The 14012-nt window shown below is 54.7% G+C and carries 12 protein-coding genes and 1 tRNA gene; 5 read left to right on the top strand and 8 right to left on the bottom strand.

Annotated features, from left to right (window positions below; translation table 11 throughout):
* The first annotated feature begins 10 nt into the window (after positions 1 to 10).
* The 3 genes from ASF04_RS11225 (at position 11) to ASF04_RS11215 (ending at position 2630) form a co-directional block, all read left to right on the top strand.
* Positions 11 to 1012: a class 1 fructose-bisphosphatase gene (locus ASF04_RS11225; RefSeq protein ID WP_056141224.1), complete on the top strand. Its 1002-nt coding sequence runs from the start codon at positions 11 to 13 to the stop codon at positions 1010 to 1012.
* 105 nt (positions 1013 to 1117) lie between these two features.
* Positions 1118 to 1193: transfer RNA gene (locus tag ASF04_RS11220), tRNA-Thr, on the top strand.
* Between the two features lie 192 nt (positions 1194 to 1385).
* Positions 1386 to 2630 (top strand): integrase arm-type DNA-binding domain-containing protein, encoded by a 1245-nt coding sequence (locus ASF04_RS11215; RefSeq protein WP_056141220.1) that lies wholly within the window; start codon positions 1386 to 1388, stop codon positions 2628 to 2630.
* On the opposite strand, the gene ASF04_RS11210 is transcribed toward ASF04_RS11215, so the two are convergent.
* Complete coding sequence (locus tag ASF04_RS11210) at positions 2584 to 2898, bottom strand: AlpA family transcriptional regulator (protein WP_056141218.1); 315 nt, start codon at positions 2896 to 2898, stop codon at positions 2584 to 2586. The two genes, ASF04_RS11215 and ASF04_RS11210, sit on opposite strands and share 47 nt — an antisense overlap.
* A 404-nt stretch (positions 2899 to 3302) precedes the next feature.
* Between ASF04_RS11210 and ASF04_RS11205 the strand changes: the two genes are divergently transcribed.
* Positions 3303 to 3509 (top strand): hypothetical protein, encoded by a 207-nt coding sequence (locus ASF04_RS11205; RefSeq protein ID WP_056141215.1) that lies wholly within the window; start codon positions 3303 to 3305, stop codon positions 3507 to 3509.
* Positions 3510 to 5304: 1795 nt separating this feature from the next.
* On the opposite strand, the gene ASF04_RS27470 is transcribed toward ASF04_RS11205, so the two are convergent.
* From ASF04_RS27470 to ASF04_RS28185, 6 genes are all read right to left on the bottom strand, one after another.
* Positions 5305 to 5835 carry a hypothetical protein gene (locus ASF04_RS27470; RefSeq protein ID WP_156368605.1) on the bottom strand — a complete coding sequence of 177 codons (531 nt, stop codon included), beginning with the start codon at positions 5833 to 5835 and terminating at the stop codon, positions 5305 to 5307.
* The gene (locus ASF04_RS27465) at positions 5822 to 7183 is read right to left on the bottom strand and encodes a hypothetical protein (protein ID WP_156368604.1); all 1362 of its coding nucleotides are present in this window, start codon (positions 7181 to 7183) and stop codon (positions 5822 to 5824) included. The genes ASF04_RS27470 and ASF04_RS27465 overlap by 14 nt, the downstream gene beginning before the upstream one ends.
* A gap of 1 nt (position 7184) precedes the next feature.
* Entirely contained in the window at positions 7185 to 8303 is a 1119-nt protein-coding gene (locus ASF04_RS26760) for an AAA family ATPase (protein ID WP_082488696.1), read from the bottom strand.
* A gap of 15 nt (positions 8304 to 8318) precedes the next feature.
* The gene (locus ASF04_RS26755; RefSeq protein ID WP_162241434.1) at positions 8319 to 9635 is read right to left on the bottom strand and encodes a protein kinase; all 1317 of its coding nucleotides are present in this window, start codon (positions 9633 to 9635) and stop codon (positions 8319 to 8321) included.
* Positions 9636 to 10178: 543 nt separating this feature from the next.
* Positions 10179 to 11072 carry a Fic family protein gene (locus ASF04_RS11200; protein WP_056141212.1) on the bottom strand — a complete coding sequence of 298 codons (894 nt, stop codon included), beginning with the start codon at positions 11070 to 11072 and terminating at the stop codon, positions 10179 to 10181.
* A 3-nt stretch (positions 11073 to 11075) separates the two neighbouring features.
* Positions 11076 to 11477, bottom strand: a complete 402-nt coding sequence (locus ASF04_RS28185; RefSeq protein WP_229205012.1) for an antitoxin VbhA family protein — start codon at positions 11475 to 11477, stop codon at positions 11076 to 11078.
* Between the two features lie 156 nt (positions 11478 to 11633).
* Between ASF04_RS28185 and ASF04_RS11190 the strand changes: the two genes are divergently transcribed.
* Positions 11634 to 12368 (top strand): alpha/beta hydrolase family protein, encoded by a 735-nt coding sequence (locus ASF04_RS11190; protein WP_373922138.1) that lies wholly within the window; start codon positions 11634 to 11636, stop codon positions 12366 to 12368.
* A gap of 13 nt (positions 12369 to 12381) precedes the next feature.
* On the opposite strand, the gene ASF04_RS11185 is transcribed toward ASF04_RS11190, so the two are convergent.
* A complete protein-coding gene (locus ASF04_RS11185; protein WP_056141210.1) occupies positions 12382 to 13962 on the bottom strand; it encodes a methyl-accepting chemotaxis protein in 1581 nt (526 codons plus the stop codon).
* Positions 13963 to 14012 lie beyond the last annotated feature (50 nt).

Raw genomic sequence — 14012 nt, 5'->3', positions numbered from 1 at the left:
AAGGCCCCTCATGAAACGTATCAGCCTCACCCAATACCTGGTCGAAGAACAGCGCCAGAACAACTCCATCCCCGCCGAACTGCGCCTGCTGATCGAAGTGGTGGCCCGCGCCTGCAAAACCATCAGCCACGCCGTGGGCAAAGGCGCGCTGGGTGAAGTGCTGGGCACCGCCAGCACCGAGAACGTGCAGGGCGAAGTACAGAAAAAACTCGACATCATCTCCAACGAGATCCTGCTCGAAGCGAACGAGTGGGGCGGTCACCTGGCCGCGATGGCGTCGGAAGAAATGGAAACCATCCACAAGATCCCGAACCGCTATCCGAAAGGCGAATACCTGTTGACGTTCGACCCGCTGGACGGTTCGTCGAACATCGACGTCAACGTCTCGATCGGCACCATCTTCTCGGTGCTGAAAGCGCCGGAAGGCATGACCGAGCCGACCGAGCAGGACTTCCTGCAACCGGGCAGCCGCCAGGTCGCCGCAGGCTACGCCGTGTACGGCCCGCAGACCATGCTGGTACTCACCACCGGCAACGGCGTCAACTGCTTCACCCTGGACCGCGAAATGGGTTCATGGGTACTGACCCAGCGCGACATGCAGATCCCGGCCAAGACCCGCGAATTCTCCATCAACGCGTCGAACGCGCGCCACTGGCACGCACCGGTGCAGCGCTACGTCAATGAACTGCTGGCCGGCGAAACCGGTCCGCGCGGTGCGAACTTCAACATGCGCTGGGTTGCCTCGATGGTGGCCGACGTGCACCGCATCCTGAACCGCGGCGGCATCTTCATGTACCCGGCCGACACCCGCGACACCTCGATGCCCGGCAAGCTGCGCCTGATGTACGAAGCGAACCCGATGGCCTTCATCGTCGAGCAAGCTGGCGGCGTAGCCACCGACGGCCAGCAACGCATCCTCGACATCCAGCCGACCAAGCTGCACCAGCGCGTGCCAGTCTTCCTCGGCTCGCGCGAGGAAGTGGAAGTGGTGGCCGGTTATCACAAGGGCTGATCGCCCCTGATCCGTAGATAGCAAGGTTATTTTTGCACCACTGCCAAAATTTATTGGTTTTGGACTAGCGTGGTGCGAAGGTTCTTTGTTAGAATGCGGGTCGTCGCCGCTTTAGCTCAGTTGGTAGAGCAGTTCATTCGTAATGAAAAGGTCGCCAGTTCGATTCCGGCAAGCGGCACCAGAACTCAGCAGTAAAAAGTGTCAAGAAGTCTCGAAACCCGCCTCTCTCATAGGGAGCGCGGGTTTTTTGTTGTCTCGTGGTTTACCGGGGTGTAGCATGAAATCCACGACCGGTGAGGGACAAATTGGCGCTTGTCCCTCACGAAAAATCTTGGTCCCTCAATCGGCGCCGCACTCGGAATGGGATTGCGCCATGGCACTCACCGATCTTTTTATCCGGAAGCTCAAGCATTCCGGCAAACCCAGTGGCGACAAATACAGCGACGGCCGCGCGCTGTACCTGCTGGTCAAGGAGTCCAACAAGTACTGGCGGATGAACTACCGCTTCGACGGCAGGCACAAGACGCTGGCCCTTGGCATCTACCCGGACGTGTCGCTGGCCGAGGCGCGCGAAGCGTGCGCCGACGCCCGCAAGCTGCTGCGCGCCGGCGTCGATCCGCGGGCGCCGGTCATCGACCCGTACGAGCAGCAGCGGCGCGAAGACGCGCAGAACACCTTTCGCGCACTGGCGCTCCTGTGGCTGGCGAAGATGGACGCCAGCCGCAGCACCGCCACCCAGGAGAAGGTGCTGGCGTGGCTGGAGCACGACGTCTTCCCCTACATCGGCAGCCTGCCCGTATCAAGCATCAAGCCGCGCGACGTGCTGGGCGTGGTGCAGCGGGTGGAGGCGCGCGGCGCCGTCGATTCGGCCCACCGCATCAAGCAGCTGTGCGGCCAGGTGCTGCGCCACGGCGTGGCAATCGGCTGGTCCGAGCGCGATGTGACGCCCGATTTGAAGGGCGCGCTGATCGCCGTCCCGCGCACCAACTTTGCTGCGATCACGGAGCCGGAAGAACTGGCGGTGCTGCTGCGCGCCATCGACGCCTACAACGGCCATATCGTGGCCGTGTCGGCGTTAAAACTGGCGCCGCTGGTGTTTGTACGTCCCGGCGAATTGCGCGCCGCAGAATGGCGCGAATTCGATCTTGACGGCGCCGCGTGGCGCATCCCGGCCGCCAAGATGAAAATGCGGATGGAGCACATGGTGCCGCTGTCCACGCAGGCACTCGACATCCTGCGCCAGCTGCGCCGCATCACGGGACACGGCAAGTACGTTTTTCCGAGCCTGCGCACCGAGCAGGCCTGCATGAGCGAGAACACCATCAACGCGGCCTTGCGCGGCATGGGCTTTGCCAAGGAGGTGATGACGGCGCACGGCTTCCGCGCCACGGCGCGCACGATCCTGGACGAAGTGCTGGGCGAGCGCGTGGACCTGATCGAGCACCAGCTGGCGCACCGCGTGATCGACCCGAACGGCCGCGCCTACAACCGCACCGCGCACCTGCCAGCACGCGCCGCGATGATGCAGCGCTGGGCCGATTACCTGGACAAGCTGCGCACCGGCGCCGACGTCATTCCCCTTCGCACTGTGACCGGTCCCGGCCCCGGTCCGCAGTAGCAGCACTCTCCTGCGCCGCGCTTGCGTTTCGGCGCGGCGCCGCGTCATAGGCCGGTCCGCGCTGGGCAATGCGCGCCGCGAGCCACCGCGCCACATCCTCCTGCAACCACCCCACCGACCGCGCTGACAGCTTGACCGGGGCAGGGAAGGTATGCAGCTTGATCTCGCGGTACAGCGTGGCGCGCGAGAGCCCGCACAGGTGCAGCACCTCGCGGATGCGCAGCAGGCGCGACGTGCCAGGCGGGCTATCGGTGTGGCTGGTGTCCATGCGGTGTCTCCTCGTCTCGGCAGCTCTAACGACAAAGTAGGGCGCTGACTGCCAGCGGGGTTTGTCGCAGCGCCAGCTTGTAGCGACTTGCGCCGGAAAGATGGCGCACGCTTGAGTTTGCCCAATGCTGCGAAAAGGAAACTGGTGTGCTAACTTCCTGTTTGAATCTTTTACCTACGGCATGATCCGCCGACCCTCCCGCGCTGCGCCGGCACAGTCCGGCTGCCGATGCGCCTCAGTCCGCTGAGACGTACTCATCCAGAAAAATGCTGGGGCCGTCTTAGGCCTGCGGTAAGAGTAATAATAAGAAGAATAAGAATAATAATAGTAATATTATTATTACTATTTGATGAGCCCGGAAGCTGCGGCGTGGCAAGACGCCATTGCCGCGAGGACGGGCCATCATGAGCGCGGACGTCGGCAGTACGCACAACTCATCCACGCCGCCGACATGCTGGATGAGCAGGGCGGCAGCACGCCAGTTGATGACGGTGGGCGCGGTGCGCCGTCAGGTCGGCGCCAGCAGGAACGTCGGCGCCGTCATGCAGCAGCGGCGCCGCACGCACCTGGCAGGTCGGCAGCTGGAGCCGGTTCAGTCCTCAATGATCTGAAATCCATGCCTGCGGATTATCTGCTGCCTGAGTTTCGGTCAGAACCCTGCCAAAACCGCGCAAAAACGCGCTCAAACCGGACAACCTACCGGACACATTCGTGAATCAATCGATGCTGAGAGCAGGGCAGGATAGGTGATGTAGGCCTACACGCGAGCGTGTATTCCTCCATCACAACTCCTTATTCGCACTTCGTGCTCAACGGAATCCTGCTCTGCGAGGCCGGGTAGCCCGAAAGGCAGCAATGCTCAGCGTTACGCGCGTCGGGATGCAGATTGTCACCGGCATGGCGGCGGCGGTCATCAGCATGTCCCGGCCAGCACCGATCGCGACAGGCCGCAGTGACGCCAGCAACTCCGATGCCTTGCCCTCAAGGCCACCGCGTGACCAGTGCGGGCGATTTGCTCGAACAGTTGCAGGCCTGCAGTCTCTGCGGCTGATTCTTCCTGGCGTTAAACCGTTTCGCCGAGGACCGGAGCGTGTTATCGCCTAAATCTGCCGCAAAGCGAGTGCTGGTGCGGCTTTGCGGTTCAATCGGGGGCAACCTTGTTTTACAGAGGGCTGCAACGCGTTAACGCGCAAAGCCAGCACTGGCGCGGCTTTGCGGCCCAACCGGAGGTTGCGTGATGTGTGAGAGATTGGCAGGGGCGCGGGGACTCCCCGCACTGGGAGGATTGACGTTACTGTCGGCCGCAACGTTCCGGGCGACGTTTTCGCCAGAGTATTAGTGGGCGAAGGATGGGTACGAACAGGCTACGACTCGACTACAAATGAGCTACGAATGAGCTACGAATGAGCCACGAATGAGCCACGAATGAGCTACGAATAGGCTACGAATAGGCTACGAATAGGCTACGAACAGATTGCGAACTTTGCCGTTTATCCGAGGGGCAAGGAAAAGATCTGCTCAATCGGATGAAGATGAATGAATTGCTGTCGCTGGGAGGGGCGGGCCGCACCGCTGCATACCCGCTTGGTCCAAAGGTATGAGCCGCGCCCAATCGGATGTAATCGGATGTAATCGGATGGTTTAGGACGTTGTTATGTTTTAAAGTATCAATTAAATCAATGGCTTAGCGACGGAATTGGATATTTATGTACGGGAAATAGGATGAAGTCGAACGACCGTTTTTTGAGCCGTTGATTGCGATGAGCTGGTGCTATTGCATGAATGTGAGCACGCCACCCGCTGGCAAGGGAATTCGTTAAAATCCGACAGCCGCCTTTCATGCTAGGCAAGGGCCGTTTTGCATGGGGCGTTGTCGGCGGCACCCTTGAAAGCGTGAGCGCCGAAATGTGGAGGCAGATTGCCCAGCAATACCTGCGTGGAATGGGACTGGAAAACAATCGTTCCTGGTCATGTGCCACATCGACACCGAGCATCCTCATGTGCATGCGCTGGTGATCCTCCCCCCCCGTCGATGGCGGAGTTACATCGGACAGCCATGATTATCGACGCCACGAATTGTTGAGGCGTGCCATCGAGCGCGAACATGGCCGTCTGCTTACTGGATCAAATGCAGACGGGGCGATTAAAAAAGAAAAAGGCAGAGATGAACGGGCGGCGCCCTTGCGATCTAGGCCCGTCGAGATGATTCAAAGTCCGGTAACACCGCCGTTGGCACCTGTCAGTACGTTGGTCATGATCGTAAGCAGCGCAGCATGCGCGGCAAAATCCGGACCCTCCACTTCTGGTCGTTGACCAGTAGTAGACGATAAGGAATTTTTCTTGAACAGCGTTTCCATGGAGCTAGAAACGGTGATTCGCTGTGTTCTGACTCAGCTTACGTGTCAATTAACCAAGCAAGATCAAGCTCGACTTTCCAATCTGGTCTGGCGGGCGCGGGTAAGGAATGGCTATATATTCAGAGCAGTGCAACATAACTTCGTGACCAGACACGTTTGCGGCTTTTAGGTCATCTTCGCTATACAAGTTTCGTTCGAGAAAATTGCTTATCGATTCGTTTGCATTTGCTGTCGTATGATACTCAAGTAGATCGCGGAGTGTCGCTGACCAGCAAAATCTATATTGCTCTGCGGGAATAATTCGTACGACATGTTGGTCACTAGCAGCGTAGGCTCGAGCCGCAGTCCAAGAGCCGGTAATGAAGAGTGCTTGGCTGCGATACCGCACACCGAATCTCATGTTAAACCAATTGTCGGCCTCTTCATGAAGTCCTAAAGCTAAATCTCTCGGACGTCGATCCATCCTCGTCTTATGAATCGTTGGGCGATCTACCAGAATATCTTCGCCCACTCCTCGAAAGAATTTTAATGACTCAAAAGAGAATTTCATAAATTTTATTGAATTTTTAATATCGATCACGAATATATCGAGATTTACTACTTTTTGGGGAAAATTGATCATCGGCTAACGAAGTATTTAAAAGCTTTTGCGCTTCGTTCAACACGTTTGCTAATAACCTATCGCGTTGTTTTAACTGTCGCAAATTCTCCGAATCTTTATTATCTGAATCGCTAAATTCTTCATTTAATCGGACGTGTACATCGATTCCAGGCAGTAAAGATACAAATAAGGATCGGGGCTGCACAGGTCGTAGCGCTATGGATTTAAGACCAACTCGAGAGATTGTATGGAATTCATCGATAGAAATATCAACTTGCGGCGAGATACGTAGGTCAAAATATTGGGTGATGTCCCGTTGCAGTTTTCTATCGATAGCCAATGCGGCACTTTCCGAGGTATAACGCTCTGATAGCGCAGAGAAAAATCCATACCACACCAACAGCGACTGGTAATTACCCAATAAGCGCCCTAGTACGCGCATATATCGCATTGAACCGGGTAAAATTCTATTCGCAAAAAAGCCAATAGTTACCGTATCAATTAATTGGCTGTGTGGATTTTTCATTACCAAATCAACAATTTTCTGGAACGCTTCCATTCGTCGATCAAAGTCCCCTGAGAGCTCCGAAGCTGCATTTTCGACCAATGGATGATACTCAAGTAAATAACGTCCGATATAATCATCATCAGTTAAAAATTGGCGAAAATCCAAATCAGGAAAAAATGGTAATACTTCACCGAATTGATCATTTGATGTCTTTTGAGGGACCCCTTTCAATACGGATGATAAAAAATCTACGGTTTCGATCAGCAAGTGGATTGGCTCACCATGTGTGATTGCGCGAAGTTTGTTCCATTTTTCTGTGACGACAGGCGTAGGAATAGCGGGATATAATGAACTTGCTCTAGCCAAGGAAAATGCAAGCGTTCTTCTGCATAATCCATAGCTTGGCTCTTGCTCAGTGAGATTGTGAATTACGCAAAGAGACGCAGCTTCCGAATATGCCAGTGCACTCCAAATGCTAAGCGTGACTTTTTCCGGCCGAATATTTGTCTTTGCTTTTGTGCGAGCACGAGTCGTTGCGATTTTTTCCGGAATTTGCTCCTTTCGGAGCACATGAATGTGGGCGGTAACGGGGGACCATGCAGGATAATAGGTCGCAACATCCGCAAAAAAACTCTCTTCATCATCGTTGTAAGGAACTACGAAAGCCGGCAGCCCAGAGTTAGCTCCGTCTTCAAAATAGCATTCATGGAGAGGCTGTTCCACAGCGCCGCTAATTGTCAAAAGGTCGTTGAGAGCTGGCTTTTCGGTTGAGGCAGAGCCAAAAATAGTAGCGGTATTAAGAAATTGCTTCGTAAACATCTTATTTCCTAAAGAGGTCGCCCATCACGGGATTAGCTTTTGGTGCCGATAGTCGAGCGATTGCACTCTCCAGGTAGCCCGGCATACTTCCGGTGTAGTACACGTGTACTGAGGTTCGTCCACGAAGCACCGCTGTGTAAGCAAGACGCTTTTGAACGGAGCCCATCTTGTATAGCGCTTCACAACCACCGATATGCACCGCCCTGAACTCAAGGCCTTTTGCACTGTGCATCGTCTCAGCGCGAATGCGTGACGTATCAAACTCACCAGCAACTATGGCCAAGCTAGCGGTAAACTGGTCGAGTTGTTCTCGTTTGGGAAAAAGCACACCAATTAGTTCATCAGGATACAAATCGACCTGGCCTCGCAGCTTGGAGATGATAGAACTGACTTGCTCAGAAAAATTGCTACTAGTCACTGAAACAACTGACGATGGCTGGGATGCTTCATCATATCGGCACTCGCCATAGACTGGCGCAAAGTTCGCCGAATCTTTCAGAATAGTATCAGCCACGCGGCACAAGTTAAGACCACTACGATAATGATACTTCAATGTAATCACTTTGTCGCTTACTAACGATTCTAAAAGTCTCGGTGTATGAGTTGTTTTATAGATCGATTGGCGAGAATCAGCGACCAGAATTAAGCGATCACAAAGTTTTCGCATTACAAGCAATTCCGTGTCCATATAGTCTTGACATTCATCTACAAGCAAAGCCTCGTAAATTGGCTTTATCCCTTTCTCATCGACAAGAGATTGCACGCGTCCGGCAACCATGGCTCGATCAGTTTCAAAATCGTTCGTCAAGTCCAGCTTTATATGATATTCGTCAAGTAAAGATTTAAAGAACTGCATTCCTGTACTGACATGCTGTGGTGGAATTCCGTATCCCTCACATCCTTCCTGCACAAAACGCTTAAGGCTTGCGGTGAAGACAATAATTTTAAATTCATGAATGTCTTTTAATTTAAGCCATTTTGCGCGTAGTAATAATATGTTCGTTTTTCCAGACCCAGCTGGGCCGCGAACAAGAAAGCTATCGGCACCATCCATGCTCTGTACTGCAGCAGCTTGTTCGACGTCGAGCTGAGACTCACCAATCCAAAATGTGCCGCGCATATTATCCTCAAAGTTTTAGTCAGGAATGATTTGGTCAACGATATTCAGTAAGCAATTTTGAATGATTTTGACTGAAGACTCAACTGTAAGCATTTCATTCCACTTTGCCTCGAATAGTTCGGAGTTTGATCCAATTGATCCTGATATTATCATTGTCGTGGCTTGCTCAAATTGTGAGCTGATTGACATGACTATTGTTACTGTGAATGCCTCATTAAATCCAATTTGCGACTGCGGTTCAAAAGTGAATTTTATAATATACGACGATTCAGATTGAGTAGTTTGCAACGCGCTAAAACGGGAAGGAAATATATTTGCCCCGAGTAGATACTGACGTATTTCCATGAAGACACTTTCCTGCAGTTGCCAAAGCTGGTGTATTCTGTCATTTGTGGGCGGCTTTATTTGCTGGGCTTCTTCCATTGCGCGTTTTTCCTGGTTTCGAATTTGCTTTAAGCGAATCGCCCGCTGCTGGAGATCAAGTTCTGTATGAGAAACAACTGGCCCTTTGAAAGTTTCCCATGAGACCATTTGAATTCGATCTCGCCAGTTTTTTACAAGACAGCATTTCGTTAAGGAAATCAACCATTGGTCGCAATCTGTGGCATCTACTACTGGTGAAAGATACTTTACCGAGTCATACAGTTTGGCATGTGGCTGATCAAAACCCGAAAAGATCGCCTTGCGCATTAGAATATCGTGAAGCGTTGCACCTATTTGATAGAACGTGATCGCGTTCCAAGCGTCTTTATCATCAGAATCCTCCGTTCGCCATACGAATTCTGGAGGGCTATAACGAGTAGTCGCGATAAATTTATCGCCAGAAAGTCGCGGATCATCTTCACTCGGTATAGTTAAAACTACACCTAAATCCAAAAGTGTCAGGTGGGTGAAATCATCGCTTACAATTATGTTCGCAGGTTTAATGTCACGATGTATTAGCTCCAAACCTGCAAGGAATTCGGCGGCTCCCGCTAATTGCATAACTAAGGCTGGAATTGCAGCTCTTGGGACGTCGCTGGCCACTTTGTCCAAGGACGATCCTGGCACAAGCTCCATGAAGACATATAGTGTTTGCAACTCTTGGCAGAATCCTCCGTCTATTAGCTTTACCAAATTAGGATGAGCTTTTACTCCACGAAGTTGCATTTGCAACTCCAAGCGGTGCAGGCCTTCTTCAATTCCATTGCGGGCAAGCACATCTGGGAAAAAAAGCTTTAGGGCAACTTCTCCTTCTGGGCCGGTGGCTGCGTAGACTATGCCATCAGCGCCTTCACCGAGCATTCGCGTGATTTGGTATTGGCGAAAGCTGCTATTTATGAGGTTTTTCACGTCATGCATCGTGCAATACCTACAGGAAGGTAAATCATGTGGAACGCAGGGTAGCGCTTTGGCGAAAGGCCTTGAAAAGCGTGGTTCATTATACCCAGAATGCAACTTTTTTCCGAAGAAACTGGCCCGGGTCCTCCTCTAAATTCTGCGCATCCCACTCAAATGTCGATCAGGATTGTACGCAACCAAAGACACGCACTGATGGAGGGGCAGCTTTGGCCGGGGTTGCATCAATGCGTAAAATTCCCAGGCGCAACGATATCTCACGCGCGATAAACATCACGTGATGCAGCCTGAAGCGAAAAAAATTTGAACTTTCCCCCCGCCCCCTAGTCCAACGCCCAAGCAGCTCGGAAATTGGCCACGTTCAATTGCTCCAGAGCACGCCGGGAACCATACTGGCGAACAAGAGTCCGCCTGAGGGACAAGCGAGGGACATTTGTGTCTCTGGGAGAGGTGCGCCATAGCGGAATGTGATTCCGGCAAGCTCAAGTAATAGCAGAAGCCCGCACCTTTGCAAAGAAGGGCGCGGTTTTTTCCATTTTAGGAATTGCAAAAATCTGTCGTTTCGCCAGCGTTCAAACGCTCCTGAACGTGGTTCATCACAGTCTGAATTGCTTGCTCTTGCGCCGCGACCTTGCCTGGCCATTTGGTCGCAAAATACCGCGCGGCCTCGTGCATCGTTTTGTATGCCTCTTTCAGTTCTGGATAATCTTCCAACGCTTGCGCTTCGGGACTTCTCTCGAAAGCTACCGCGCGGCCAGGACGAACCACATCGCGCAGTAAGTCCGGCAAGTTTCGATTGCCGTCCAGTCGGTCACGAGTAAAAATGATTTTGCGCATGGTGTTTTCGTGTTGAACATGCGGTTTTGCCAGTTCGTTGACACTGCGGTCACGTGCGATGTACAGGAGGTCGCGGGCAACCTCGCTACCTCCAAACCGTTCCCACTCCAGTTGATAGCCCGCTTCCCTGGCGAGTTGCCTGGTAAAGGTTCGCAAGGTTCGGCTGTTGCCGTCGCTGAACGGATGAAGGTAATCAAGCTCCGTGTAAAGTGTTGCAAGTCGCGCCGTGAATTCCGATGTCTTCAAATTGCGAAGTTCGCCGGGCGTGGCCGTAGCAAGCGCGATGTCAATCCGGTTAATTGCGAGCGCGTCCATACGTGAGTAGGCTACAAAGAATTGGCCGTTCACGGTCGATAGGCCGCGCTGCTTCATCCAGTCTCGGCCATCAGGCACCGGCTTCCGATATTCGCCTGGGGTGACGTGATCAAAGCCGGCGCCGGGCAGGTCTTGAAAAATTCGGCGGTTGACTTCGCGCAAGTGGCTTGCGTCGAATTTTCCTTGCACCGGGTACAGCTCAAGTTCGTAAATTCTTTTGAATGTGAAGTCGGCTTCAAGCTGTTCGCGCTGCTCGTCGGTCAACGATTTATTGCTCATGGCTTATTCGGAGTCTTTGATTGGCTTTACTAATTCAGCCATGTTGACTCGGCCATTAATGAATTGTCGGGCGCTGGCTTCCGCTGCCGGTGACGGCTTGAAGCCTTCCAGTCCTACGGACGCACGGGCAAAGTTAACGGCCTGCTCCCTGCGCCGCTTCTCAGCGGGCGAAACGATATTGTTAGCCGAGGTAAGCAGCTTTTGTTTCGACTGGTTGACATATGCCCGCATAAACTCTCGCAATAATTGGGCAGCGGGGCGATCTTCTGCAGCAGCTGCTGCTGCAAAATCCGTGCGCAATTCAGACTCGACGCGAAAAGTCATCTGTACTTCCTTGGACATCATGGCACCTTTTAAAAAGTCGAACTTCGGCGAATAGCAGATTTTATTGTAGTGTATGTGCATTGCACATTCAATGCACACACATAGCTGCATGAAGTCAATTCTCAAGTCGCGCATCACATTCTTATTTCGACTTTATCCTGCAAAATGGTTTTTCCGGCAAAATAGCTATTTGGATTAACGAAGCCCCGCCATGCTACGGCCAACCGCTCTTCGAATATCTATTCGTGGATACCGCTCGCGGCCGAAAAGCGATATGCCGTCATGGCCGTGGACAAGCCTTTCCAGTCGGACGAACCGCAACAGGGCGCCCCCGGTTCGGCAGTCGGCTGCGCCGGCGATTTCAATCGCCACTTTTCCTACGACACGTGGCTGGCCACGCTCAAGCAGGCGGTGCGCCACGCATTGTTGCGGCCCGAAGTCGACGCGCGGCGCGTGCTGGTGATCGGGATGTCGGAAGGCGCACCCATGGCCGCCGGACTGGCGCGTGAACTGGCCGAGGTGACGGACGTGGTGCTTATCGCTGCCAACGGACCGACCCAGCTCTACGACTTCGCCGCCAACATCTATCGCTCGAACGGCAGCGACGAGGACAAGCTCAAACAGCTGCAGGAGCTGGACCGGACCTACGGTGCGATCGCCGCCGATCCGACGAGCACCAGCAAGTTCGCCTGGGGCCACCCGTACCTGCGCTGGAGCAGTTTCTTTGCGCAGTCCACGGCGGAGAACATGGCGCACTCGAAGGCGCGCGTGTACCTGGCCAGCGGCATGCAGGACGACAGCGTTCCGATCCTGTCCACCGAAGTGCTGTACGCGCAATTGCGCACCCAGGGCCGGGATGTGACGTTCCGCCGCATTCCATTGGCCGGACATCAGCTGGTGCCGGCAGGCCGGCCGGTGCCGGAGGCGCAGCCCGAATACGACGCCTTCATGGCGTGGTTCGAACGGCGCTAACGGACCAAGCGCCTTAGCGCAGCAGGGCTACCTTGCGCTCGGCCTTGTCCAGGCGGAAGCGCAGCACCAGTTGCGCCAGCATGCTGGCCTGGTCCTGCATGCTGGCCGAGGCGGATGCCGCTTCTTCCACCAGTGCGGCATTCTGCTGGGTCACGGCGTCCATTTCGGTGATGGCCTGGTTGACATGGCCGATGCCGATGCTCTGTTCGTGCGAGGCAGCGGTGATCGCGGTCATGATGGTGGTCACGCGCGAGACGCTCGCCACGATCTGGTCCATGGTGGCGCCAGCTTCGGCCACCAGGCCGCTGCCCACCTTGATGCTGTCCACCGAGTCGCCGATCAGGGTCTTGATCTCTTTGGCGGCGGCTGCACTGCGCTGCGCCAGGTTGCGCACTTCGCTCGCGACCACGGCGAAACCACGGCCTTGCTCGCCGGCGCGCGCCGCTTCCACGGCCGCGTTCAAGGCCAGGATATTGGTCTGGAACGCGATGCCATCGATCACGCTGATGATATCGACGATGCGCGTGGCCGAGCTGTTGATGGTGTCCATGGTTTGCACGACCTTGGCGACTACTTCGCCACCCTTGCCGGCCACGCTGGCGGCCGAGATCACCATCTCGTTGGCTTGCTGGGCGTTGACGGCGTTCTGGTTGACCGTCGCGGTCAGCTCTTCCATCGAGGCGGCGGTCTGTTCGAGCGAGCTGGCTTGCGACTCGGTGCGGGCCGACAGGTCCATATTGCCGCTGGCGATTTCGGACGAGGCGAGGGCGATGGTGTCGGCGCTGCGGCGGATGTCGCCGATGGTGCTGGCGAGCTGGGTTTGCATGCTCTTCATGCCGAAGAAGATGCTGCTGTCGTCGCGTGCGTCGACATGGATCGGCACGCTGAAGTCGCCGCTGGCGATGCGGGCGGCCGCTTCGCGCACCAGCGCCGGTTCGCCGCCGATGGTTTGTCGCAGGCCCTGGTTGATGCGGGTGACGATAAAGCCCAGCAGCAGCGTCACGCCCAGTAGCACGCTGCCCGATTTCAGCAGCTCCGCTCGGAAGGCGCGGTCGATGTCGTCCATGTACACGCCCGTGATCAGGTCCCAGCCCCATGGGCCGTAGCGGTCCACGCGGCTGGTCTTTGGCAGCGGCTCCTTGCCGCCCGGGCGCGGCCACACGTAGCGCACGTAGCCGGAACCGGTGGTGCTGGCGCCAGCGGCGGCGATTTCGCGGTACAGGTAATAGTTGTTGATGTCCTTGAAGCCGCTCATGTCCTTGCCGTTGTTTTGCGGCGCGAAGGGATTCATCAGCGAGATCATGTCCTTGCTGGCGATGGCGGTGTAGCCGTCTTCGCCGAAACGCAGCGAACGCACAACGTCGATGGCGCGGCGCTGCGCTTCTTCTTTTGTGATCTGGCCGGCGGTGGCCTGCGCATCAAAATGCTTGACGATGCTCAGGCCTACCTGGTTGACGTTGGTGAGATCCTTCTGGCGCTCTTGCATGCGCAGATCGCGCGTCTGGATCGCGCCGTGGACAAAAATGACAAAGATGCAGAGCAGACTCAGTATCAGGGGCAGCCATAGTTTTTGCTTGAACGATAAATTCTTCATTGATTATATTTTTTGTACATATTGAGGAAAAGTAATAGTAATTGAATATT

Source organism: Duganella sp. Leaf61 (genome assembly GCF_001421905.1).
Classification (GTDB): domain Bacteria; phylum Pseudomonadota; class Gammaproteobacteria; order Burkholderiales; family Burkholderiaceae_D; genus Rugamonas; species Rugamonas zoogloeoides.
The sequence above is the reverse complement of the archived record's forward strand: the minus strand, read 5'-3'. Positions and strand labels throughout refer to the sequence as shown.

What these genes read in the sequence shown, in the direction of transcription:
- ASF04_RS11215 (WP_056141220.1), top strand. Translation starts at nt 1,386, where the DNA reads ATGGCACTCACCGATCTTTTTATCCGGAAGCTCAAGCATTCCGGCAAA.
- ASF04_RS11200 (WP_056141212.1), bottom strand. Translation starts at nt 11,072, where the DNA reads ATGAGCAATAAATCGTTGACCGACGAGCAGCGCGAACAGCTTGAAGCC.
- ASF04_RS27465 (WP_156368604.1), bottom strand. Translation starts at nt 7,183, where the DNA reads ATGTTTACGAAGCAATTTCTTAATACCGCTACTATTTTTGGCTCTGCC.
- ASF04_RS11205 (WP_056141215.1), top strand. Translation starts at nt 3,303, where the DNA reads ATGAGCGCGGACGTCGGCAGTACGCACAACTCATCCACGCCGCCGACA.
- ASF04_RS11210 (WP_056141218.1), bottom strand. Translation starts at nt 2,898, where the DNA reads ATGGACACCAGCCACACCGATAGCCCGCCTGGCACGTCGCGCCTGCTG.
- ASF04_RS11225 (WP_056141224.1), top strand. Translation starts at nt 11, where the DNA reads ATGAAACGTATCAGCCTCACCCAATACCTGGTCGAAGAACAGCGCCAG.
- ASF04_RS28185 (WP_229205012.1), bottom strand. Translation starts at nt 11,477, where the DNA reads ATGCACATACACTACAATAAAATCTGCTATTCGCCGAAGTTCGACTTT.
- ASF04_RS26760 (WP_082488696.1), bottom strand. Translation starts at nt 8,303, where the DNA reads ATGCGCGGCACATTTTGGATTGGTGAGTCTCAGCTCGACGTCGAACAA.
- ASF04_RS11185 (WP_056141210.1), bottom strand. Translation starts at nt 13,962, where the DNA reads ATGAAGAATTTATCGTTCAAGCAAAAACTATGGCTGCCCCTGATACTG.